The 23,447-nt window shown below is 31.6% G+C and carries 22 protein-coding genes; 4 read left to right on the forward strand and 18 right to left on the reverse strand.

Annotated features, from left to right (window positions below):
- Window positions 1-5 precede the first annotated feature (5 nt).
- From ACH5TW_RS14940 to htpG, 16 genes are all read right to left on the reverse strand, one after another.
- The gene (locus ACH5TW_RS14940) at window positions 6-1,244 is read right to left on the reverse strand and encodes a DEAD/DEAH box helicase (protein ID WP_439337302.1); all 1,239 of its coding nucleotides are present in this window, start codon (window positions 1,242-1,244) and stop codon (window positions 6-8) included.
- Between the two features lie 38 nt (window positions 1,245-1,282).
- The gene (locus ACH5TW_RS14945) at window positions 1,283-1,918 is read right to left on the reverse strand and encodes an MOSC domain-containing protein (RefSeq protein WP_439337303.1); all 636 of its coding nucleotides are present in this window, start codon (window positions 1,916-1,918) and stop codon (window positions 1,283-1,285) included.
- A gap of 112 nt (window positions 1,919-2,030) precedes the next feature.
- Window positions 2,031-3,110 carry a serine hydrolase domain-containing protein gene (locus tag ACH5TW_RS14950; protein ID WP_439337304.1) on the reverse strand — a complete coding sequence of 360 codons (1,080 nt, stop codon included), beginning with the start codon at window positions 3,108-3,110 and terminating at the stop codon, window positions 2,031-2,033.
- Window positions 3,111-3,198: 88 nt separating this feature from the next.
- Window positions 3,199-3,531 (reverse strand): hypothetical protein, encoded by a 333-nt coding sequence (locus tag ACH5TW_RS14955; protein ID WP_439337305.1) that lies wholly within the window; start codon window positions 3,529-3,531, stop codon window positions 3,199-3,201.
- Window positions 3,532-3,577: 46 nt separating this feature from the next.
- Window positions 3,578-3,808, reverse strand: a complete 231-nt coding sequence (locus ACH5TW_RS14960; protein WP_439337306.1) for a hypothetical protein — start codon at window positions 3,806-3,808, stop codon at window positions 3,578-3,580.
- Between the two features lie 292 nt (window positions 3,809-4,100).
- Window positions 4,101-4,562 (reverse strand): FKBP-type peptidyl-prolyl cis-trans isomerase, encoded by a 462-nt coding sequence (locus ACH5TW_RS14965; RefSeq protein ID WP_439337307.1) that lies wholly within the window; start codon window positions 4,560-4,562, stop codon window positions 4,101-4,103.
- A gap of 25 nt (window positions 4,563-4,587) precedes the next feature.
- A complete protein-coding gene (locus ACH5TW_RS14970) occupies window positions 4,588-5,280 on the reverse strand; it encodes a helix-turn-helix transcriptional regulator (protein WP_439337308.1) in 693 nt (230 codons plus the stop codon).
- 68 nt (window positions 5,281-5,348) lie between these two features.
- The gene (locus tag ACH5TW_RS14975; protein ID WP_439337309.1) at window positions 5,349-5,726 is read right to left on the reverse strand and encodes a VOC family protein; all 378 of its coding nucleotides are present in this window, start codon (window positions 5,724-5,726) and stop codon (window positions 5,349-5,351) included.
- Between the two features lie 168 nt (window positions 5,727-5,894).
- The gene (locus tag ACH5TW_RS14980) at window positions 5,895-6,866 is read right to left on the reverse strand and encodes a tRNA dihydrouridine synthase (protein WP_439337310.1); all 972 of its coding nucleotides are present in this window, start codon (window positions 6,864-6,866) and stop codon (window positions 5,895-5,897) included.
- Between the two features lie 211 nt (window positions 6,867-7,077).
- Entirely contained in the window at window positions 7,078-7,617 is a 540-nt protein-coding gene (locus ACH5TW_RS14985; protein WP_439337311.1) for a hypothetical protein, read from the reverse strand.
- 218 nt (window positions 7,618-7,835) lie between these two features.
- Window positions 7,836-8,354: a CIA30 family protein gene (locus ACH5TW_RS14990; RefSeq protein ID WP_439337312.1), complete on the reverse strand. Its 519-nt coding sequence runs from the start codon at window positions 8,352-8,354 to the stop codon at window positions 7,836-7,838.
- Between the two features lie 168 nt (window positions 8,355-8,522).
- Window positions 8,523-8,681 carry a hypothetical protein gene (locus ACH5TW_RS14995; RefSeq protein WP_439337313.1) on the reverse strand — a complete coding sequence of 53 codons (159 nt, stop codon included), beginning with the start codon at window positions 8,679-8,681 and terminating at the stop codon, window positions 8,523-8,525.
- Between the two features lie 149 nt (window positions 8,682-8,830).
- Complete coding sequence (locus ACH5TW_RS15000; protein ID WP_439337314.1) at window positions 8,831-11,026, reverse strand: B12-binding domain-containing radical SAM protein; 2,196 nt, start codon at window positions 11,024-11,026, stop codon at window positions 8,831-8,833.
- 89 nt (window positions 11,027-11,115) lie between these two features.
- Window positions 11,116-12,030, reverse strand: a complete 915-nt coding sequence (locus ACH5TW_RS15005; RefSeq protein ID WP_439337315.1) for a helix-turn-helix domain-containing protein — start codon at window positions 12,028-12,030, stop codon at window positions 11,116-11,118.
- A gap of 15 nt (window positions 12,031-12,045) precedes the next feature.
- A complete protein-coding gene (locus ACH5TW_RS15010; protein ID WP_439337316.1) occupies window positions 12,046-12,807 on the reverse strand; it encodes an SDR family NAD(P)-dependent oxidoreductase in 762 nt (253 codons plus the stop codon).
- Between the two features lie 244 nt (window positions 12,808-13,051).
- Window positions 13,052-14,962 (reverse strand): molecular chaperone HtpG, encoded by a 1,911-nt coding sequence (gene htpG, locus ACH5TW_RS15015; protein ID WP_439337317.1) that lies wholly within the window; start codon window positions 14,960-14,962, stop codon window positions 13,052-13,054.
- A gap of 200 nt (window positions 14,963-15,162) precedes the next feature.
- Between htpG and ACH5TW_RS15020 the strand changes: the two genes are divergently transcribed.
- Entirely contained in the window at window positions 15,163-16,170 is a 1,008-nt protein-coding gene (locus tag ACH5TW_RS15020) for a 3-oxoacyl-ACP synthase III family protein (protein ID WP_439337318.1), read from the forward strand.
- 852 nt (window positions 16,171-17,022) lie between these two features.
- Here ACH5TW_RS15020 and ACH5TW_RS15025 read toward each other — a convergent pair.
- Complete coding sequence (locus ACH5TW_RS15025) at window positions 17,023-19,488, reverse strand: TonB-dependent receptor (protein ID WP_439337319.1); 2,466 nt, start codon at window positions 19,486-19,488, stop codon at window positions 17,023-17,025.
- A gap of 182 nt (window positions 19,489-19,670) precedes the next feature.
- Here ACH5TW_RS15025 and ACH5TW_RS15030 point away from each other — a divergent pair, with 182 nt between their 5' ends.
- Window positions 19,671-20,033, forward strand: coding sequence for a CoA-binding protein (locus tag ACH5TW_RS15030; RefSeq protein ID WP_439337320.1), 363 nt, complete (start codon window positions 19,671-19,673; stop codon window positions 20,031-20,033).
- Here ACH5TW_RS15030 and ACH5TW_RS15035 read toward each other — a convergent pair.
- Entirely contained in the window at window positions 20,010-21,467 is a 1,458-nt protein-coding gene (locus ACH5TW_RS15035) for a sodium:solute symporter (protein WP_439337321.1), read from the reverse strand. The genes ACH5TW_RS15030 and ACH5TW_RS15035 overlap by 24 nt on opposite strands.
- A gap of 124 nt (window positions 21,468-21,591) precedes the next feature.
- Between ACH5TW_RS15035 and recR the strand changes: the two genes are divergently transcribed.
- Both recR and ACH5TW_RS15045 read left to right on the forward strand, forming a co-directional pair.
- A complete protein-coding gene (recR, locus tag ACH5TW_RS15040) occupies window positions 21,592-22,209 on the forward strand; it encodes a recombination mediator RecR (RefSeq protein ID WP_439337322.1) in 618 nt (205 codons plus the stop codon).
- Window positions 22,210-22,281: 72 nt separating this feature from the next.
- Entirely contained in the window at window positions 22,282-23,382 is a 1,101-nt protein-coding gene (locus ACH5TW_RS15045; protein WP_439337323.1) for a glycosyltransferase family 2 protein, read from the forward strand.
- The last annotated feature ends 65 nt before the right edge of the window (window positions 23,383-23,447 follow it).

Here is a 23,447-nt window from a genome sequence, read left to right on the forward strand (position 1 = left end):
CTAAACTAGTACCAACGTTTCTTTTTCTTTTTAGAGGCTTCGCTTTTACGTCCTTTTCTGTGTTTGCTTTTTCCAGGTGTTTTATGAATTTCCTTTTTAGCTTTTGGATCTAAAGGATACGGATGATCTTCAATAACATCTAATTGAATTTGGATGAGTTGTTGTATGCTTGTAACATATGCTTTTTCATCTGCAGAACAGAAAGAATAAGAATTACCGTAGCTTCCAGCACGACCTGTTCTACCTATTCTGTGTACATAGGTTTCTGGTACGTTTGGTAAATCGAAATTAACAACAGCATCTAATTCGTTTATATCAATACCACGTGCAGCAACATCTGTAGCTATTAAGATATTTACATTTTTAACTTTGAAATTCTTTAAAGCTTCTTGCCTTAAATTTTGACTTTTATCTCCATGTAAACTTTCAACTTTATAACCGTTTTTTATAAGTGTTTGTTCTAGTTTTTCAACACCATATTTAGTGCGTCTAAAAATAAGGATGCTACCTTTTATCGTATTTCGAAGTAGGTGTAAACATAATTCGATTTTGTTCTGTTTAGGTACATAATACAATACCTGATTAATGTTTTTTGCTGTAGAAGAATTTTGTGCGACTTCAACACGTTCTGGATCGTTTAAAATAGTATTTGCTAATTGTTCTACTTTAAAAGGAATGGTTGCCGAAAACAATAAAATTTGCTTCTCGTTGGTGCATAAACGCTCAATTTTTTTAACATCGTCTATAAAGCCCATGTCTAACATTAAATCGGCTTCATCTAAAACCAAGGTTTCAATATAATCGAGGTTTATAATGTCTTGCTTATGTAAATCAAGCAAACGACCAGGGGTTGCAATTAAAATATCAACGCCTTTTTTTAAAACATCTATTTGAGGTTCTATAGCAGTTCCACCAAAAACAACTGTAGTTCTTAAATTTGTATAGGTGCTATATTTTATAAAATTCTCGTTTATTTGAACCGCTAACTCGCGCGTAGGACTAACAATTAAAGCTTTTATTTTTTTTCCTTTTTTAGACGCGTCTTGTTTGTCGAACAATAACTGCAAAATAGGAAGTGCAAAAGCAGCTGTTTTTCCTGTGCCTGTTTGGGCAGAAACAATCACATCTTTTTTATGTAATACCGAAGGAATTGTTTTTTCTTGAACCAATGTTGGGTTATCATATCCAGCTTCAGCAATGGCTCTTAAAATAGGTCTGTTTAATTGTAAGTCTTTAAATGACATTTATAAGGTATTTGCAGCAAAGATATAACAAACCCAAGCTACTTTATATAAGACTTTAATTTATCTCTTTTACTTTGTGGTAATGCGTCATTGTTTAAAATTGAAAGAATTAATTCAGAACTTTTTTCTTTTGAAAAGAGTAAGTTAAAAAACTGAAACGTGGTAATACTGTTTTTTGCTTGTTTAACGAGTTTAAAGGTGTCGCCGGATTTTACAAAACCTTCTTCTAAAACTCGAACGTAAGTTCCCGAAAAACCATGTTCAATAAATTGTTTAATAGCTTGTTGATTCCCAAACTTCACGCCAAATTTAAAGCAAGGTTCACGAGGTTGTGTAACTTGTACTAAAGCATCACCAACTTTATAAATATCACCAATATATAGTTTCGTTTCATCTAACAAATCAATAGTTAGGTTTTCTCCAAACATGCCCCAATTCCAATCTAAATTAGGATACAAGTTTTTCCAATAATTATATTGGTTTTCTGAAAACAAATAACAGGCTTTAAACTCACCACCATGATGTTTTCTATCTGAAACTTCATCGTTTTCAACATCGCTCTTTCCTAGAAATATAGGTTCTGTGGTTGGTGTTTTGTAAATACCTGTGGTTACTTCTTTTCTATTCCAAATAATAGTGGTTGGTTTTGCTATGTTGGTAGAGGTTATTTTCAAAGGTTTGTTTAATGTTTTTGTTTAAGTATGTAATTTAGTAAAAGAAAACTAACCAGAGAAAAATGCCGTAGCATTCACCATTTGTATAACGAGTTTTACATGGCGTTATTTTTTAATATTCCGTAGCTAATTCGGCTATTTTTCTTGTAATCTTGGTTGGAGAGTTGCAGTCACAATTATTTAATCCAATTACATAAATGTCTAAATCGGGTAAATAAACACCCATGGCTTTGAATCCGAAAATAGAACCACCGTGTTCAAAAATTCTATTATTGTTTATAGATTTAATATGCCAACCATAACCATAGTTAATATATTCTCCATTATTCAATGTATAATTCGTAAATACTTTTTTAGTTGTTTCTTTATTAATTAAAAGGTTGTTTTTTAATGCTTCTTGCCATTTAAACATATCATTGACCGTAGACATCAATGAACCAGAGGCATAAGGTAAAGTATAACTAATTTGTCTATTATTAATATAGCCACCTTTATTATGGTACCCTGAAGCTCTATTTTGAATTACATTCCTATGACTAGCATATTGTGAAGAGGTCATTCCTGATTTTTTAAAGATTTGTTCCTCAATAAAATCACTATAACTGTGTCCTGTAATTTTTTCAATGATATAACCTAATATAATATACCCTGAATTATTATATTTAAATTTTTCTCCCGGAATAAAATCAATAGGTTCGTTTTTAAAAAAGTCTATTAACTCTAAAGGTTTTAAATCTTGTTTTGAAATTGCATTTAACCCCTTGGTACTTGTGAAATTTTTTATTCCAGAAGTATGAGTTAATAAGTGGTGTACTGTTATTTTGTGTCCATTTGTAGGGTAGTCAGGAATAAACTTTGTTATTTCATCATTCAAATTAAGTTTCCCTTTTTCTACTAGTATTAGAATTGATATTGCAGTAAATTGTTTTGTCATAGAACCTATTTCGAAGACATTTTCTGTATGCATTGGAAGATTCAATTCTAGATTTGAAAGACCGAATGCTTTTTTATAAATGATGTTTCCTTTTTTAGAAATTAAAAAGGTTGCTCCAGGAGTATTTGGTGGATATTTTTTCTGTAATAAACTATCAATTTTATGTTCTAAAGTTTGTGCATGGATTATAGGTTGAGAACTAAAAGATAAAACAGTAATTACTATTAATAAGTACTTTAAATAAATTGCTTTTTTCATTTTTTGTAATGTCTAAATATTATTTGCTCGTTGGACGACAAATCAAACATTTAGGTTACAAAATATTTCTATTGATGGGACGATTTAGTTAAGCAATGTTCTCTAAATCACCTGGAAACGGTCTGTAAGCGTAATATTGTAATACTTCTTCAATTGCTAGTTTTAATGCTTTATTTATAGGTGTGATAACATTGCCCATATTAAAATCTATTTGAGATAATTGCATATAATAATTGGTAAACATAGGAACATATAACCCGTTGTTAATTGCTTCCTCGGTGTCTTGGTATAAATTTGGTTGGTTTTCTTTAATGATTTTACAGGTTACTAAACGTTGTTTTCCATATTTGTCGTTAGTAGCTGCATAGCCAAAAAGCCTACATATAAGTCCGCGGTATTTGTAATTGTTACAGCGTCCCATAGTACTATCAACTAAGTTAAGCGGACTGTAAATATGGCAAATAGGTTCACTTTTTGGCGTTTAGTATTCTAAGCGTGTCTTCTGCTTGTTCATTTAAAAACAAATAAAAAGCCCATGGTAAGAATTCTAAAGGCGAGGCTTCCATAGTTGGGTTGGTACAGCAGTTGCCACAACCTGTTAAGCAGTGTAATTGAGAGTTATTTTGAAATTCTGAAATTTCTAAATCTAACTTGTTAAATAGCTCTTCAACCAATTTCACCCTGCGCTCTATAGACATATTCATTTTTAGTGAATGTACGCTATAACTCTTCGGTTTATTAGGTTGTATGTTTTTAATTTAAAAAGAGATGTTCTTTAATTAAAGACACGTGATTTAAATTTATCTAAAATCAATAGGAAGCTCTTCATATTACAACAGAATTCTACTATTTAAAACAGAAGGCTAGATGCTATAATTAACTAGTTTTTCGTAAAGTTTTTGTTCAATGTTTCCATTTTAAAATGAATAGCAACAAAAAACCACCCTGTTTTCACAAAGTGGTTTTGTATATAAGTTATAAATTTATTTTTTAATTAACAGAAACTAAATTAACTTCAAAAATAAGAACTGAGCCTCCAGGAATGCCATTATAGTTATAGCTTCCATATCCTAAATGAGCAGGAACTAAAAGAATACCACTACCACCTTCATTAAAATAGGTAATACCTTCGGTCCAACCAGAAATAACACCTTGTAAATTAAATGAAATACCTGCTTCATTACTTTGATCAAAAACAGTTCCATCAAGAAAATAACCTTTATAGGCTACAGTTACGTTATCTGTAAATGTTGGTTGATCACCAGATCCTTGTTCATCAATAACATAATATAATCCAGTACTGCTTTTTTCCGCAGTTAAATTATTAGCAGTTATATAAGCTTGAATGTCTTCGTCGTTTTGGACGGTGTAATCTATAGGTTCAGGAATGTCATTATCTTTACTACAAGCTGTAACTAAAATTAGAGCAAATACGATTAAAATGTTTTTCATAAGTTTTTTTCTAGCAAATATAATATTATTTACCATCATAAGGACAGGATTGAAAATAGGTTTGAAGATTAAATTTTCTGTCTTCAAATGTGTCTGGTAAAATTTTATAATGCTGTATTCTGTCAATTCTAAAAGCGCGATACTCGTTTCGTAAATGGCACCAAGCCATAAGAATCCATTTGTAATTGGTAGAGTAGAAGGCATAGGGTTCTATTTTTCTAAAGGAAATATTTGGGGCGTCTGCTTTACGATAATTAATTTCTATATAATTGAAGTTTGTAATAGCTAACTGAATTTCAGAAAGCGCATTGCTAGAAATATTTTCATAATTATTATTGAATACGTGAATTTTGCTATCTAGTAATTCACTTTTCTCTTGAATAGACGTTCTAAAAACCGACTTTATTTTAGTTAAAGCCTCCTTGAAATCTTCAACAAATGAGGCATCATTGGTTTGATTAACTAAATGTTGAGCAGTAATTAATGCATTAGCCTGTTTTTCGGTAAACTGAACAGGAGCTACTTGGTAACCTTCCATAAGCGAATATCCTCTGCCTTCAATAGTGGTAACGGGTACGCCTGCTTCTTCTAGTTTTCTAATGTCTCTATATATCGTTCTGATACTTACGTCAAACTTTTCAGAAAGCTCTGTAGCTGTTAAAAGTCGTTTCGATTTTAACAGGGTAAGTATAGATATGAGTCTCGATAATTGCGACATATAAACAAAGATAGCGAACCGCATTGAATTCGCTATCTATTCGTTTTTTTGATTAATAGTATTTTATATTACATCCAAGAATGAAGTGCTATTCTATTGCCTTCGGTATCTGTGAATTGGGCCATAAAACCATTTTCTCCAATATCAGTTTTTGGCATTAGTATTTTACCGCCAGCAGCTTCAACTTTGCTTAACGATACGCTTAAATCTTCGCCACCGTTTAAATACAGAGTAGGTCCATCGGTTGTAGGGGTTTGACCTTCGGCTTCAATAAGTCCACCACCAACACCATTGCTGTCATTATCATAAGGAAACATGCCGTATTTTATGTTTTGATCTGGCATATGATGATCGGCAATTTCAATGTTTAATAAGGTGTTGTAAAAACCTTTTGCTCTTTCGTAATTTTTTACTGGAATTTCAAACCAGTTGATTGCATTTTTCATTTTTTAAATTGATTTAATTGTTAAACTTGAATGCAAATTTATTCGCCTTTGTGACGAAATATGTCAGGGGTGTTTTTTAGTTTGAAATTTTTTTAATCTTTAATAAAGAAAGGTTTATTTAGATATCAGGTTGAGTCTTTCGAATGTGCTCAAAGAGGTAAATTGTTTTTACTTTGAACTCATGTTATTTAATTTCCGTTCATTATTCAGAATAGTACTAACAGCCTGTTTGTATTTAAACGGATTTGTTGCCTTTTTTATAGCTTTATAAGTCTTTTGAGGATTAGAACACGATTGTGAAAAGAATTCCCAAAAGCCCAACATTTTCATTTTAATAGGTGTTGGTCCAGAAAGATAATCATCGTATTGGGTGTAAATAGTGTTGTGGAATTCCTCAAAAATATCCCAACGGTTTTTCGGGTATTCTGTCGTGTCGTTTTTTATCATTTGAGGTAGAAATGGGTCGGCAATTAATCCGCGACCAATCATAAAATGATCCAAACTCGGGAAACGTGCCTGCATGCTTTTAAAAGCCTCTACACTTGTAATGTCTCCGTTATAATATAATTTGTGTTTCGTGCTGGTAATACAACGCTCAAAAGCATCCAGATCTACAGGGCCTTTGTACAATTGCTTTCCTATTCGGGCATGAATAGCAATGTTTTTTAACGGATATGCATCTAAAATAGGGAAGACCTCTAATATTTCTTCAGCATTCTCATAACCCATACGCATTTTCATAGATACCAAAATATCGGTTTCCTTGTGAGCGCGATCTAATATAGTATTAATTTTTTCAGGATTACAAATCAATCCCGAACCCATGCCAGACTTAGCAACCATAGGATATGGGCAACCTAAATTCCAATTTAATTCTTTATAACCCAAGCTTTGCACATACTTAGCAACAAACAAAAACTCCTCAGCATCGTTGGTAATAATTTGCGGAATAACCTCTAATGTGGTATTGTTTTCTGGTAGTAAATCGTTTTCATACGACGCTTTAATTTTAAACTTGCCATTAAGCCTAATATAGGGCGAATAAAACGTATCAATACCCCCAAAATAATGATGGAACGCATTACGAAACCTAAAATCTGTAAAGCCTTGTAATGGTGATGAAAGTAATGTAAAACCCATGTATTATTTATGTGACGCAAAGATAAACTATATTTTGTTTTTTGTGCGTTTTAACACGCTTTCACTACTCGCTCCCTCCCGAAAAAGTCGGGGAGCTCAAACAGGCCGTTCAATCGTTAACGCAATCATCTGCTGAGGTCGTTTTATAGCTAAATATAGATTGGTTTGTTTGCTATATAGTTACAGAAAAAAGTGAATTTTTTTTAAGGTTTTACTTTATCCAAAGTTCTAATGCTTCAGCCGAATTATAGAAATCTATAATTTCTAGGTAGTCAATAAACATTCCAAATTCTTTTGAAATTTGTCCCTCATATGAAGAAGCAATTTGTATTTTTATTGGGTTCACGCCATCACTGTCAAAAACTATAAATTTCATACCATGCAACCATTGGTTGAAACGGTAATTGTTGGTTCTTTTTATTTTACCATCAGCAATAAGGAAAAAACCATCAGACATTTCATCCTGTGTTTTCATAAAAGCATTCATTACATATTTTCCCTTTGGTAATGTAATTTCGGTGGTAGCCATAGCCGCTTCCGATAAAAGTTTTATTACCTTATCTCCTCTTGTTCCTGCTTCACTATATATTTTAGCCTCAGATAACATCATATCTTCAGCTTCAATTAAAATTTTGTATGGTTTTTTTGTGTTTAATTTTTCTGATTTCTTTTCATGATTAGAGCATGAAAATAAAGTCAATACTATTAAAACTAAAAGAGACTGAATTAATGTTTTTGTAGAGTTAATCATTATATTTTTTATGTTAAGTTTTCTGTTAAGACAAAAATAGTATTTCTGTTTTTGTTTTAATCATTTAAGGTTTATTTGTTTTTAAGGCTAGCGCTAGTTTGTAACGAATTCCAGTAGCGAACATTTTCGAGGTATTTGTCATTTCGACTAAAAGGAGAAATCACATAACATGGACAACTAATGCGATTCCTTTTGCCTCGGAATGACATAGTGTGTATTTAAATCAATTCAATTTTATCAATTATAAGTTTAAAATTTTCATTTTTTTTATTACCAATTAAAAACACAATTTGCTCAATAAAATCATGTGAAAAATTAGGTGTATTAAGACGTCTTCCTCTAAATGAAGGATACATATCTTTCAAAGCAATTTCTACTGTTTGCCACTCATTGATAGTTGAAAATGTGGTGATATAAGAATAATAGTTACTTGTCTTATCCTTAATTCTAAACTGATAATTCTTGCCATCACCTTTCAGTCTAATTTTCATAGACCTGTATTTTGTTACTTCAGTTTTTTTAAACTGATATTGAACTGATGAGAAACCACCATTGTTCTCTAAAGAAACCTGTCCTTTAAATACACCAAAACCATCAGCGTTCAGTTTAAATTCACTTGACGATAAGCCTCCCATAACAACATCATCTACAACATTCCAATTTTTAATGTCTGCTTCTTTGTTAAAATCAAAAATCATTTTGGAGTTTAGTCTGTTTAATAAAATTAGTGTAATCATAATATATTTCATTATTAAATAATATTGTTGTTATCATGATTATTAAAAAACATTTTGGATAAATCGATAAGATTTTTGTAGTTTTTATTTGGTTGGTCTTAATAAATCTAAATTGTATTTATACGAAATTAGCATACCAATAGCTAACATTTACTAAGTTATGATTTCTTAGAAGCATGTTCCAGGTATGGGTTTTTCAATACAATTTCCATCCCCAAAACAAACTGTTTCTGTTTCGCAACCACCTTCTTGCTTGGTGCAAGAAATAAAGCTTAGGGTTATAATTGCTAAAATAATTATGTGTTTTAATTTAGATAATGTCTTCATTTGTTTTTTTATTTAAGAATATGTCGTTTATAATTATAGCTTAAGGTATTGATATGAAATCGTTTTAATATTGAAACAGATTCAGCATAAATATTTCATGTCTAAAGTCAAACGAAGATAGTCGAAAATTTTTACAAAATCAATTTTTCTTACAAAACCAACAACCCATTCTCCCTCAAAACAAGCATAGGTTTAGAAAACCAAAACAATTCAAAATCATTAAACTGTGTTTCAAAATCTGTTTTTAATAGTGAAAACGATTGGAGCGTATCGTTATACGGACTTAACGATGTTTCTAAATGGTCTAAAAACCAGTTACCTTTGTCTTTATCGGTTAAAATGCTAAAGGAATTACTTGTATTATGAAATGTCAATTCTAAAAGTTGTTTCTTTTTTTTAGAAAACTCGCTCACTAAAGGCATGTTACCTAACCAAACTATTTTAGCGTTTGGTTTTATCTTAAAAGAAACAGGTGTTTCTAGGCTATCATAAATAAAATCTTGATGAATACTGGTATCTGGAATTTTAAAATCGAACCAATCTTGTAGAGGTAAATCGAAACCAATACCGTGCATATAATTAAAAAGTGATTTTTTTAACCCAAAACTAAATTTATTGTGATCGATTCCTGTGGTGTCTGTAAAATCGATATCGTTATTCGCGAATTTAATGTCTTTGTAATTCGGTATGATATTGTAATCTTCAGGTTTTAACCCAATAGGGCTGTGCGCTGTTAATGCAAACTGATGCCAAAACCCCGATTGTAAAACACCCACTTCAAAAAGCTGACGTACCATTTCTAAACTATCAATGGTTTCTTTAACCGTTTGTGTTGGGTAGCCATACATTAAATAGGCGTGTACCATAATATTGGCTTCGGTAAAATTACGAGTTACTTGTGCCACTTGCTCTACGGTAACACCTTTATCTATCAACTTTAATAAGCGGTCAGAAGCCACTTCCAATCCGCCAGAAACCGCAATACAACCCGATGCTTTTAGTAGTAAGCATAAATCTTGGGTGAAGTTTTTTTCAAACCGAATGTTCGTCCACCAGGTTACGGTGAGTTTTCGTTTTATAATTTCAAGCGCCAGTGCTTTCATTAACGAAGGCGGCGCCGCTTCGTCTACAAAATGAAATCCGGTTTCTTGGGTTTGTTGAATAAGTTGCTCCATACGGTCTACCAAGAGTTTGGCAGCAATGGGCTCGTAAATTTTTATGTAGTCTAAAGAAATATCGCAAAAGGTACATTTTCCCCAATAGCAACCGTGTGCCATGGTGAGTTTGTTCCATCTACCATCACTCCAAAGGCTGTGCATGGGGTTTGCAATTTCTATAACCGAAATGTATTGGACTAAAAGTAAATCGGAATAATCGGGTGTGCCAACATTTGCTTGTTTGTAATCTGGTTTTGTGCTGTTGTTTTTATAAGCGACTTTACCGTTTTCTATAAGAAAGGTGCGTTTGAATTGACTAGACTCACTTCGAGTCTCCTCAATGTGACAAACATGGTTGTACAGTAATTCAATAGGTAATTCGCCATCATCAAGTGTTATAAAATCGAAAAACTCAAAAACACGCACATCAGAAATAGAGCGTAATTCCGTATTCGGGAACCCGCCACCCATAGCAATTTTTATGTTTGGGTAGTTGGTTTTAATATGTTGTGCACATCGAAAGGCGCTATATAAATTACCAGGAAACGGTACCGAAAAACAAACGAGTTTTGGTTGTACTGTTTTTAGTGTGTCGTCTAAAATATTTAAGGTTATGTTGTCTATATAGGTCGTCTCTTCTTGAAGATTCGCATATAACTCATCAAAAGAATTGGCACTCATACCTAAACGTTCTGCATAGCGGCTAAAGCCAAAATTAGAGTCGATACATTCAATAATAAAATCGGATAAATCTTCAAGATATAAGGTTGCCAAGTGTTTCGCCTTGTCTTGTAAACCCATAGAACCAAATGCCCAATCTAAATCGTCTAATTGTTCAAAACGAGAGGCTTGCGGTAGAAAATTATCGGAACAAATCTGTCTGGCGAAGCTTGATTTTTTACCTTGTAAAAAGGCTATGATATCATCTAAAGGTTGTAAGTAACTGTCTTTTAAAGTGTAGATTCTTTGTGCGTTCTCTGTTTTAATTTGATTGGTATCGAAAGCTAAATCGAAAAGCGCTGAAAATGTTTCTTTTGAAAATAAATTGAGAATTACCTCAATACCCAAATCCATTTGAAACGATTCAATATTTTTGGTGTTTAAAAAACCTTTTAAATAGGTGGTTCCCGGATACGGTGTATTTAATTGTGTAAACGGTGGTGTTATGAGTAAAAGGTCTTTCTTCAAAATTATTAATGCTGTATAGAGTACAAAGATAGTTGAAAAGATGAAGTCCTATGCTAATCTTATGGTGTTTGCTGTTGTTTTATGATTCATTAATTAAAAGAAGCTCGAAATTTTGATGGCGATGTATTTGTTTTCGACTTAAATAATTTACTAAATGATTGTGAGTGTTCAAAACCCAATTCGAAAGCAATTTCACTTACCGATAAATTGGTGGTAGATAGTTTTTCTTTTGCTTTTTCAATGAGCTTTTCGTGAATGTGTTGTTGGGTATTTTGTCCGGTTAAGTTTTTAAGTAAACCGCTTAAATAATTAGGCGATAAATTTAAGGTGTCGGCAACTTGCTGAACCGATGGTAAACCGGTTTCTATTAAGTTGTTTTTATTGAAATAGGTGTTTAAAGTATTTTCGAGTTGATCTAAAATTTCGTGGTTGTTCTTTTTTCTGGTAATAAATTGACGTTGATAAAAACGTTCTGCATAATTAAGTAATAATTCAATTTGAGCAATGATTATATTCTGACTAAAATTATCAATGTTGTTTTCAATTTCCTGTTTAATATTTTGCAAAATACCTTCAATAACATCTTCTTCTGCTTTAGACATGAATAAGGATTCGTTTATGGCATAATCAAAGAAATCATAGTGTTTTAAGTTTTTTGCAAGCGAGGTATTCCATATAAAATCGGGGTGAATAAGAAGTATCCAGCCAGAAGGTTTCAAATTGGCCTTTGTATTAGGTTCAATACTTACTAATTGTCCAGGAGCAATGAAAGACATAAGTCCTTCATCATAATCATATTTTTTTTGACCGTATCTAAGGGTGCCAACATTTCGTTTAACTCCAATAGAGTAAAAGTTGAAATGCCATTGCTCGTTCAAGTATTCGGGGATTATTTTGGTGTTTCCATAATTCACCAAACTAACCAAAGGGTGTAGGGGACTGGATAGCCCCCGTACTTTATGAAAATCACTAATAGTTTCAATATTACGAATCTTATTTTTCATGGTTTTCATTTGTTATTATAATAGCATACCGCCAGAAATTTCAATGCGCTGTCCGTTTACCCAACGTGCTTCTTCTGTGCAAAGAAAAGCGACCACACCACCAACATCTTCGGCTTCTCCTACGTCTCCTAAAGCTGTTATGTTAGAAATTACTTGTCTTTTTTCTTGGTTGTCTCTATTCATACCGCCACCAAAATCTGTAGCAATAGCACCAGGAGCAACGACATTAGATGTGATTTTTCTAGATCCTAATTCTTTAGCCAAATATCGAGAAAATATTTCAATAGCACCTTTCATACAAGCATATGTAGACATGCCAGGGAAAGAAAACCGCGTTAAACCGGATGATACGTTTATTATACGACCATGATTATTTATAAACGGCAACGCTTTTTGAGTTAGGAAATACACACCTTTAAAATGAATGTTTAGCATGGAATCAAATTGTTCTTCTGAGGTGTCTGCAATAGATTGGTTAATTCCTGTACCTGCATTGTTTATTAAAAAATCGAAATTTGGATTCCCGTATTCGTTGTTAAGATAGGATGATAAGCGATTGAAAAAGGCTTCGAATCCTTTTGTGTTACTAACGTCTAATTGAAGCGCTTTGGCTTTTTGTCCGCTTTCTTGTATCGTTTCAACGACTTCATTTGCTAATTGTTCGTTAGAAAGGTAAGTGATGATAACATCGATTCCTTTTTTTGCGAGTTTAATGGCCATGTCTTTACCTAATCCTCGACTTCCTCCTGTAACTAATGCAATTTTGTTTGTATTCATTGTACTGTCTTTTTTTGTTTATACAAATGTCTTTAAAAACAAAAGGAGTCGTGTATCTAAATCTATGGTTGTTGTAGTCTAAACGGATTTGTGAATAGCGATTGAAGAATTTTTTTCTTTTTCGTTTAACGATGTTATCGATTTATTACCAAAATCATGTTGGAATTAAAACAAAAAAACCACCTTGTTTTTACAAAGTGGTTTTTGATATATAAAGGATGCTGAAATATTTCAGCGTGTCAACTTATTTAATCATTTCGTAGCTACGTTTAATGAAGTTTGTTAATTCTTCACCTTTTAATAAGCCTTGAGATAAACGAGCTAAATCTAAACTTTGAGTAATTATACGCTCTTTGTCTTCCTTAGCTTCTGTAGCTAAAATATCGCTCACTAACGTAGAGTTTGTGTTTACTACTAGGTTGAACATTTCTGGCATATTACCAAACATATTCATACCGCCACCACCAGTTGCTTGCATTTCTTTCATACGACGCATAAATTCTGGTTGTGTAATTGTAAAAGGCGATTCGTTACTATCCATAGCTTCTAATTGTACCGTGAATTTTTCAGAAGGAATAACTTCTTTCAATAATTCGTCTAAAGCTTTAGTTTGATCTTCATCTAATTTAGAAATGGTTGTTTCGTCTTTCTTAATTAAATTATTGATATGATCGCCATCTACACGTGCAAACGTAATGTTTTCTTTAGAGCTTTCTAATTTCTGAATTAAGTGAGAAACAATAGGAGAATCTAATAATAAAACCTCGTAACCTTTTGCTTTAGCCGTTTCAATATAACTGTGTTGTTCATCTTTGTTTGAAGCATATAAAATAACAAGCTTACCATCTTTATCTGTTTGGTTTGCTTTTATTTTATTGAATAATTCTTCATAAGTAAAGTATGTGTCATCAACTGTTGGGTATAATGCAAAGGCATCAGCTTTATCAAAGAATTTTTCTTCAGAAAGCATCCCGTATTCAATAACGATTTTAATATCGTTCCATTTAGCTTCAAAATCTTCACGATTTGCATTGAATAACGATTTTAATTTATCGGCAACTTTACGAGTAATATAAGATGAAATCTTTTTTACTGCACCATCTGCTTGTAAATAAGAACGAGAAACGTTTAACGGAATGTCTGGCGAATCAATAACACCACGAAGCATAGTTAAAAATTCTGGAACAATACCTTCAACATTGTCAGTTACATACACTTGGTTTTGATACAGTTGAATTTTATCCTTTTGCATGTTCATATCCTGACCCATTTTAGGGAAATATAAAATACCTGTAAGGTTAAAAGGATAATCTACATTTAAATGGATATTGAATAAAGGCTCCTCAAATTGCATTGGGTACAATTCACGGTAAAAACCACTATAATCTTCATCTTTTAAATCAGCTGGTTGTTTTGTCCAAGCTGGATTCGGATTATTGATGATGTTATCAACCGTAATTTGTTTATGTGGTTCTGTTGTTTCTTTACCGTCTTTATCTGTCGTTGTTGCAGGTGTAAAATCTGGATCGTTTACTTCTTTTGTTCCAAATTTAATTGGCACAGGCATAAACTTGTTATACTTAGAAAGTAACTCAGCAATACGAGATTCTTCTAAAAATTCAGTTGAATCTTCAGCAATATGAAGAATAATTTCTGTTCCTCTATCTGCTTTGTCTGAAGCGTCTAATGTAAATTCTGGCGATCCGTCGCACGTCCAATGTGCTGCAGGTTCGTCTTTATGAGATTTGGTGATAAGTTCTACTTTTTCCGCCACCATAAATGCAGAATAGAAACCTAAACCAAAGTGACCAATAATACCTGAATCTTTAGCAGAATCTTTATATTTATCTAAAAACTCTTCAGCTCCAGAAAACGCCACTTGGTTAATGTATTTTTCAACCTCGTCTGCAGTCATTCCTAAACCTTGATCGATAATATGAAGTTTTTTGCCTTCTTTATCAATTTTAACCTCAATTTGTGGAGTACCGTATTCTGCTTTAGATTCTCCAATACTAGTAAGATGTTTTAATTTTAAAGTTGCATCTGTACCGTTACTAATAAGTTCACGTAAAAATATTTCGTGATCGCTATACAAGAATTTTTTAATGAGCGGAAAAATATTTTCTACCGATACATTAATACTTCCTTTTGCCATAATAAATAATTTATTTGTCATTCCTGCGAAAGCAGGAATCTGATTAATTTTTAGTTTTCATTTACTTATACATTGAAAGGCAACAAAAATGCCAATTCGTAAAATGTGACAAACTGACACGCTTTTAAATTGAATTGATTCAAAGATTTTGGGAATTCAACTTTTAATTTTGTATTTTGTTATTAAATAAAGGAAGTGATATGTATAATTCAAAAATAATAGGTTTAGGTAAATACGTTCCAGAGAATGTGGTGACTAATGACGATTTGTCTAAAATGATGGATACCAATGATACATGGATTCAAGAACGTACAGGAATAAAAGAACGTAGATGGATTAAAGAAGGTACTGATGATACGTCAGCTACTATGGGAGCAAAGGCTGCTAGAATTGCCATTGAGCGTTCAGGATTAACTAAAGATGATATTGATTTTATTGTATTTGCAACCTTAAGTCCTGATTATTATTTCCCTGGTTGTGGTGTGCAAATTCAGGATTTGTTAGACATGAAAACCGTTGGAGCTCTAGATGTTAGAAACCAGTGTTCGGGTTTTGTATACGCCATTTCTGTAGCAGACCAGTTTATAAAAACGGGGATGTATAAAAATATTTTGGTTATAGGAGCAGAATATCATAGCAATGGATTGGATAAATCAACTCGCGGACGTGGAGTAACCGTTATTTTTGGTGATGGAGCAGGGGCTTGTGTGCTTTCTAGAGAAGAAGATAATACAAAAGGTATTTTATCTACGCATTTGCATAGTGAAGGTAAATATGCCGATAAATTAATTGTTGAATCGCCTAGCATTGCGCATTGGGTACCCGAAATTATGGAGTCTGAAGAAGAAGATTTGTCATACTTCCCATATATGGATGGAACCTTTGTGTTTAAACATGCGGTGGTGCGTTTTAGTGAAGTGATTATGGAAGGTCTAATGAAAAATGGTTTACAAAAAGAGGATATTGATATGTTAATTCCGCATCAGGCCAACTTGCGTATCGCTCAATTTATTCAGAAAAAATTCGGATTGCAAGACAATCAGGTGTTTAATAATATTATGAAGTATGGTAATACAACTGCGGCATCTGTAATAATTGCTTTAACCGAAGCTTGGGAGGAAGGTAAAATAAAAGAAGGCGATAACGTAGTGTTAGCTGCTTTTGGTAGTGGTTTTACTTGGGCTAGTGCAATAATTAAGTGGGCATAGAAACTTAATTTTTTTTGGCGTTACCTTTATCCTGAATTTAGTTCAGTATAATGGTCGGGCTTTCCGCTACAATCTTTTGCGAAAAGTAAAAGGATTTTCACTGTAATCCCTAACGCATTATCAGCTAAAGTGATAGGCTTAAATTAAGGTAAAATATATTTTTTAACGAGTTAACAAACAAAAAACCAGAAACTTTAAAGTTTCTGGTTTTTCTAGCTATTAACCAACCCTTCAAATAACACTATTACTAGCGCAATGAATCTTAGTATATTACGTGTAAATCTGTTTAATATTGCATAGATTTTAATGTTTAACTTATTTTAACATTGTAAAAGCAAAGAACTCGAAATATAATATCCCGAGTTCTTTTAAATAATACATACCATATTTTACGAATTTAAACTTTGAAGGTGACTAACTCTTAAATAATTATATCGTTTTTGTAGATAGTATACTTATATATAACGTGCAAAATTATTAATTATTGTGTTATGTGTAAAAAAATATAGTAAAAAAGAAACCCATGGTTTTTAAATCATGGGTTATGTTGCTTTTAATTTTTTTCTATAAGGATCACTTAACTTGCCATAGTAAAATTAACTTTTGTTAGAGTGACTAATTCAAATAAAGATAAAATTTGTTATGGAAGTTATTCGCAAGATAGCCATTTTCTTTTTGTTAATTCAATTGTTTGAAATTAAACATTTGTTATTCAGTTTAATACACTGGGTGCTTTAGTGGTTTTACTGATATAAAAGCAAAAACCCAAAGTCAAAAACTTTGGGTTTTCTTATTCAATAACCAAACATAAACACTAACCATCAACTATTATGTTGGTTATTAAAATCTGATTTACATAAATCCGCCTCCAGATTTTGTGTTATTATCTCGTTTTTTACGTTTTTTAGCACTGTATTTTCCGCCACCAAATCTGTAATTTAAACCAACATTCCAAGTGTTGCTTTCCCAATTAAAAGCACCTGTTTGAGGGAATGGTTTGGAGCCGTTAAATGCGAATTCCATAGTGTTAAAAATATCATTATAGTTAAAGCTAAATGTGCCTCTCCCTTGAGCAAATCCAACTCTAGCTCCTAAATTAACGAAGTACATAGGCTCTCTATCTAATTGTAAGGATTTATTTTTTCCTCTATAAAAACCAAATGCAGTAAGGGAAACCGTTTTGTTTAATTTAAAGTTATTAAACATTCTAAAATTCCATGCAACATTATCTATTTCAGTAACTTTAGTCTCAATATCGTTTATGGTTGCTGTTTCAATAGGGGCTGTTAAGTTTTCAGCAATACCTTTGCTAACTTGAGAGAACAAATCGAAACTAGAGTTGATACTCCACCATTTAGTTGGTCTGTAATTTGAAGATAATTCAAAACCATATGCATCAGTATTGCCAAAATTGTCATTTGTTAAAATAATGCGACCAGAATTAACATCGCTTCTATCAATAAAAAGCGCTCTATTAATATCATCGTTTATTATTCTGTAGAACACACCGCCAGTTACTGTTCCTTTTCTATTATTAAGCGTTCGTGTATAATTTACTTCAATAGAATTGGTGAATTGAGGTGTTAAATTGATGTTGCCGTATTGAGAAATTAAAGGCGTACTCCATTCTTTAATAGGATTTACTTGACCAATACCAGGGCGATCTACACGACGACTATAACTTAATTGATAAGAATTTTTATCTGAAGCAGAATATGTTATAAATGCCGATGGATATACTTCAAAGTAATCATTTTTAAAACTTTCAGTACTTGACGCTTCAGATGATAAAGCAAAAGCATCTTCTTTCACATTTTCAGCACGCACACCTATTTGTGTGGTCCATTTGTCAAATTTTTTACTATATGTTGCGTATGCAGAATAAATGTCTCGAGTGTAATCAAAATTAGTATTTGGTGTTGGTCTTAAAACACCTTCACTATTTAAGGTTTCTCCAGTAGATGAATAGAGTATGTCTGAATTAAATAAACGTGCTTGTAAGCCTAATTCTAGTTTTGTATTTTCAGATAATGGGTTAACATAATCTAAGTTTACAGTGGTGCTTTTTCTGTCGGTATTATTAAAATCTTTATAATTATCTTCAGGTTTAAATTTATATGTAAAATCAACAGGTCTGTCATCTTCAAAAACATTATAATCTACTTCTAATTCTATGTTATGACCATCTTTTGTAAAATCATGCTTATAATCAAAATTATATTGAGATGAGTTATTCTTGCTTTTTGCAGCAAAGATTTGATTTTGGTTAAGAGACAAATTGTTATAAAAGAAAACATCTGTGACACCAGTTGTGCCATTTTCAGAATTATTTTGAGTCGTGAAAACTGAAATGGTGTTTTTATCATTTAAATAATAGTCTACACCAATTTTATATAGATTAGAATTTCTTTTATCTAAAAATTTTAAAAATTGCTCCGAGTTATTTTCAGATCTAAAAATATTTCCATGATTTCTGTTTTTAGAAATGTTATTACTATAACTTCCATAAAAATTAAATTTCCCATTACGATAATTCATATCTAAAGAACTATTGAATTTGGCTTCTATTTCATGAGTTAAACTAATATTAACCGTTCCATTAAAACCAACCATGGTGTTTTTGTGAAGTACAATATTAATAAGGCCACTCATACCTTCTGGGTTGTATTTTGCAGAAGGATTTGTAATTAATTCTATAGATTTTATAGCTGTAGATGGAATTTGTTTTAATAATTGTGCAGTAGGAATGTTTGATAATTTACCATCTACCATAACACGAACATTTTGGTTTCCGCGTAAGCTTATATCTCCAGTTTGGGCATCAACACTAACAGATGGTATGCCAATCATTAATTCTGAGGCTGTACCTGTAGCCGCCAAGTCTTTACCAATAGTAATAACTTTTCTGTCTACTTTTTGTTGAATTGTTGAGGTTTCGGCAATTACAGTAACGGCATCTAAACCTTCAGCTTCTTCTTCTAGATAAATATTACCAAGGCTTACTTTATAATTACCTTTGCCTATTGTAATATTCTTGTCAACAGATTTGTATCCAATGTATTGAATGCTTAAAGTTATATTTCCTTCAGCTATTTTTTCAATTTCAAAAGTACCATCTTCTAAAGTAATGCCACCAGTAAGAATGTTTCCGGTAGTGTTTTTAATAATAACGTTTACATAAGGTAAGGGTTGTTTTAATGTAGCGTCTAATACTTTACCTGTAATAGAACCAGTTTTGTCAGCATTTGTTTCGGGATCTGTGTGTGCATTTGTAGATATTGCAAATAATATGCAACACATAATAATAAATTGTTTCATTTTGATTGATTATTTTTTGATTGATGATTAATTATAGGATAGACGTTTAATATTTGATTCTGTTACTTTAAATTTTTATATTAACATTTTTTTAACATCATAAAGGGTTTGAAAATAAATCACGAGTTTGTAATACATTGATTAATATTGTTTTACGAGTTAATAGTGAGTAATGGATACATATGAATAAAAAAACATTGGTGCTTGGAGTATCATTAAAAAGCAATAGATATTCTAATTATGCAGTACAAAGATTAGTTGCTAATAATTTTGATGTTGTTGCTTTTGGAATGAAAAAAGGGACTGTTGAAGGTGTAACTATTGATACTGAATTAGTGCCTTATAAAAATATAGATACTGTTACTTTGTATCTTAATGCAAAGCGGCAAGTAGATTATTATGACTATGTGGTATCATTAAAACCTAAGCGTGTTATTTTTAACCCAGGAACTGAAAACCCTGAGTTTTATAATATTTTAAAAGAAAACAATATTGTTTTTGAAGCTGCTTGTACTTTAGTTTTACTTGGTACGAATCAGTATTAAGCCTAGAAATGTTATTAGGCCATTAATAATTAAAAGTTCGTATCCAATAACGTAACCTCCAATTTGTTCTGCTGGTATTTTTCCAATTATATAAGAAAATATTACAGATATAAGTGTAATAAGCCAAGCATATTTGTCAGTAATTTTGAATTTTGTAAATATTCCAAACGCAAATAAACCTAGTATTGGTCCATAGGTATAACCTGCAACTTTTAAAAGATTATCAATAACATTACTGTCTAAAATATATTTAAAGGCAACAATAACAACTATGAGAATTAGACTCATTAAAATATGAACACGTTTTCGTAAACCTTTTTGTTTTGATTTATCAATTTTTTCAATACCTAAAAAGTCGATGCAAAAAGAAGTAGTTAATGATGTTAGTGCACTGTCAGCACTACTGTAAGCTGCAGCAATTAACCCGAGTAAAAACACGACTGCTAAAGAAATACTTAAACCTCCATTAAGAGCTATTTCTGGAAATAATAAATCAGTTTTTATTTTACCATCAAGTAATGGTGTAGCTATGTTAAAGCGGTTTGCATAAATAAAAAGAAGTGCGCCTAGAAGTAAGAAAATAAAATTTACAACAACCAAAACCAAGCTAAAAGATATCATGTTCTTTTGGGCATCTTTAAGCGTTTTACATGTAAGGTTTTTTTGCATCATATCTTGGTCTAAACCAGTCATACAGATCGCAATAAACATACCTCCTAAAAATGATTTTATAAGGTGATTTTTTGCTAAAAGAGAATCTGTAAAAAAGGTTTTATTGTATTTGCTTAATTCATCTGAAGCTAAAAATTCAGAAAAACTCCAACCTAATTTGTCTGTAATTAAAAAGATGGCAATAATTACAGCTACTAACATAAATAGGGTTTGAAGCGTATCGGTCCATATAATGGTTTTAATACCTCCTTTATAAGTGTATAGCCAAATCAATAAAATAGAAATAGTTACTGTTGCCCAAAATGGAAAATGAAAAGCTTCAAATACAAATTTTTGCAAAACAATGGCTACCAAGTAAAGCCTAAACGAAGCGCCTAAAACTCTAGATATAAAGAAGAAAAAAGCACCAGTTTTATAACTCACAACACCAAAGCGTTGCTCTAAATATTGATAAATTGATGTTACATTAAGTTTGTAGTAAATAGGGAGTAATACGTAGGCGATAACAAAATACCCTGCTAAATACCCAAATACAACTTGCATATAACTAAATTGTGATGCTTCTACCCAGCCAGGAATCGATATAAATGTAACTCCAGATAATGAAGCGCCTATCATTCCAAAAGCAACTAAATACCATGGTGCCGATTTGTTTGCTTTAAAAAAAGCGTCGTTAGAATCTTCTTTTCCTGTGAAATAGGATATTAAAATTAAAACGACAAAATAGGCCGCTATTAATAATAGAATTTGTGTTGCAGTCATAAAACCAATTTTTTCAAGTTTTCAAATTACAAATATTAAATTTCAAAATCCAAACGCATGAGCTGTTATTTAAAAGAGTTTGTTAAATTAGTTAAATTCAAGTCTAAATATTAATTTCGCACCCATGGAATTTTCGTCAAAATTACTAGAGCGTGCCGTAAACGAAATGTCTCAATTACCAGGTATTGGTAAACGTACGGCATTGCGTTTGGTGTTGCATATGCTTAGGCAACCCAAAGAGCAAACACTTGCTTTGGCTGAAGCACTGCAAACAATGCGTAATGATGTGAAATTTTGTAAATCTTGCCATAATATTAGCGATACCGAGCTTTGTGAAATTTGTTCTAGCCCAAATAGAAAAGAAGACATTATTTGTGTGGTAGAAGATGTTAGAGACGTAATGGCTATAGAAAACACAAGTTCATTTAAAGGTTTGTATCATGTATTAGGAGGTAAAATTTCGCCTATGGATGGTATAGGGCCTCATGATTTAAATATAGAATCTTTGATAAATAAAGTTAGAGATGGTAAAATTAAAGAGTTGGTTTTTGCATTAAGTTCTACTATGGAAGGAGATACTACAAACTTTTATATTTATAAACAAATTCAAGATTATAAAGTTTTTACATCAACAATTGCTAGAGGGATCTCGGTTGGCGATGAGTTAGAATATGCCGATGAAATAACTTTAGGAAGAAGTATATTAAATAGAATTCCGTTCGAATCTTCATTAAAACTTTAGAAGGAATATAATATTTAATTTTAAAAAGCGTTTAGCTACCACAAAACCACCAACTAAATTATATTAGTATTCTTGAAACTCTCTGTCATTATTTTAAATTATAACGTTTGTCACTTTTTAGAACTTTGTTTAAAAAGTGTTGAAAAAGCTATTTCAAACATTGATGCAGAAATTATTGTTGTAGATAATAATTCTAAAGATTTTAGTTGTGAGATGGTTAAAAAGTTGTTTCCAGAAGTTAATCTTATTGAAAATAAAGAGAATTTAGGTTTTTCAAAAGGGAACAATATTGGTGTTTTACAAGCAAAAGGAGAGTATTTGTGTATTCTGAATCCGGATACAGTCGTTGCAGAAGATACTTTTGATGCATTATTGAAGTTTTCAGAAAGTAAAGATAATTTAGGTGTCATAGGTTGTAAGTTGATAAACGGAGGCGGTTTGTTTTTGCCAGAAAGTAAACGAAACATACCCACAGTAAATGTCGCATTCAAAAAAATATTAGGTTTTTCTAATAAGTATTATGCAAATCATGTATCTAAAAACGAAAATGGAGCAGTAGATATTTTGGTAGGTGCATTTATGTTCCTTGAAAAGGAAGTTTACGATCAGGTTGGAGGTTTTGACGAGGATTATTTTATGTATGGGGAGGATATAGACTTGTCTTTTAAGGTTTTAAAAACAGGTTATAAGAACTATTACTTTGGTGAGTCTAAGATTATTCATTTTAAAGGAGAAAGCACATTAAAGGATCGTTATTATGCACGTCGCTTTTTTGGTGCTATGAAAATATTCTATAAGAAGCATTTTAAAAAAAACATACTATTTGATATGTTTGTTTGGTTAGGTATCGAGTTAGCTCATACTTTTAGACACATAAAAAAAGCTAAGACTAAAAATATTTCCGAATATGTTTTTATTTCTAATAAAGAAAATAAAAAATTAGAATCTTTCCTCTCTAAAAAACTGATTTTAAAATCCGATATAAAATATGTTAAGCCAAATTCTGAAATTATATTTGATGCTAACGTGTTAACTTATAGAGAGATAATTAATGTGATAAGCAAGCATAATGTAGATGAAGGATTAACATATAAGATATTACCTAATGGATCTAATTTTATTATAGGTAGTGATAACGGATTTGGAAAAGGGGAAATAAAAGAGTTTTCATAGATAAAACACATTGATAGCAATGTTTTTTTGTTAATTTTGCAAAATAAAATTAAAAAACAAAGATT

The organism is Thalassobellus sediminis (assembly GCF_044386045.1).
Lineage (GTDB): Bacteria > Bacteroidota > Bacteroidia > Flavobacteriales > Flavobacteriaceae > Thalassobellus > Thalassobellus sediminis.

What these genes read in the sequence shown, in the direction of transcription:
- ACH5TW_RS14990 (WP_439337312.1), bottom strand. Translation starts at nt 8,354, where the DNA reads ATGATTACACTAATTTTATTAAACAGACTAAACTCCAAAATGATTTTT.
- ACH5TW_RS14970 (WP_439337308.1), bottom strand. Translation starts at nt 5,280, where the DNA reads ATGTCGCAATTATCGAGACTCATATCTATACTTACCCTGTTAAAATCG.
- recR (WP_439337322.1), top strand. Translation starts at nt 21,592, where the DNA reads ATGGAATTTTCGTCAAAATTACTAGAGCGTGCCGTAAACGAAATGTCT.
- ACH5TW_RS14950 (WP_439337304.1), bottom strand. Translation starts at nt 3,110, where the DNA reads ATGAAAAAAGCAATTTATTTAAAGTACTTATTAATAGTAATTACTGTT.
- ACH5TW_RS14960 (WP_439337306.1), bottom strand. Translation starts at nt 3,808, where the DNA reads ATGTCTATAGAGCGCAGGGTGAAATTGGTTGAAGAGCTATTTAACAAG.
- htpG (WP_439337317.1), bottom strand. Translation starts at nt 14,962, where the DNA reads ATGGCAAAAGGAAGTATTAATGTATCGGTAGAAAATATTTTTCCGCTC.
- ACH5TW_RS14980 (WP_439337310.1), bottom strand. Translation starts at nt 6,866, where the DNA reads ATGGGTTTTACATTACTTTCATCACCATTACAAGGCTTTACAGATTTT.
- ACH5TW_RS14965 (WP_439337307.1), bottom strand. Translation starts at nt 4,562, where the DNA reads ATGAAAAACATTTTAATCGTATTTGCTCTAATTTTAGTTACAGCTTGT.
- ACH5TW_RS14985 (WP_439337311.1), bottom strand. Translation starts at nt 7,617, where the DNA reads ATGATTAACTCTACAAAAACATTAATTCAGTCTCTTTTAGTTTTAATA.
- ACH5TW_RS14955 (WP_439337305.1), bottom strand. Translation starts at nt 3,531, where the DNA reads ATGGGACGCTGTAACAATTACAAATACCGCGGACTTATATGTAGGCTT.
- ACH5TW_RS15010 (WP_439337316.1), bottom strand. Translation starts at nt 12,807, where the DNA reads ATGAATACAAACAAAATTGCATTAGTTACAGGAGGAAGTCGAGGATTA.
- ACH5TW_RS15025 (WP_439337319.1), bottom strand. Translation starts at nt 19,488, where the DNA reads ATGAAACAATTTATTATTATGTGTTGCATATTATTTGCAATATCTACA.
- ACH5TW_RS15030 (WP_439337320.1), top strand. Translation starts at nt 19,671, where the DNA reads ATGAATAAAAAAACATTGGTGCTTGGAGTATCATTAAAAAGCAATAGA.
- ACH5TW_RS15035 (WP_439337321.1), bottom strand. Translation starts at nt 21,467, where the DNA reads ATGACTGCAACACAAATTCTATTATTAATAGCGGCCTATTTTGTCGTT.
- ACH5TW_RS15020 (WP_439337318.1), top strand. Translation starts at nt 15,163, where the DNA reads ATGTATAATTCAAAAATAATAGGTTTAGGTAAATACGTTCCAGAGAAT.
- ACH5TW_RS15005 (WP_439337315.1), bottom strand. Translation starts at nt 12,030, where the DNA reads ATGAAAAATAAGATTCGTAATATTGAAACTATTAGTGATTTTCATAAA.
- ACH5TW_RS14940 (WP_439337302.1), bottom strand. Translation starts at nt 1,244, where the DNA reads ATGTCATTTAAAGACTTACAATTAAACAGACCTATTTTAAGAGCCATT.
- ACH5TW_RS14975 (WP_439337309.1), bottom strand. Translation starts at nt 5,726, where the DNA reads ATGAAAAATGCAATCAACTGGTTTGAAATTCCAGTAAAAAATTACGAA.
- ACH5TW_RS14995 (WP_439337313.1), bottom strand. Translation starts at nt 8,681, where the DNA reads ATGAAGACATTATCTAAATTAAAACACATAATTATTTTAGCAATTATA.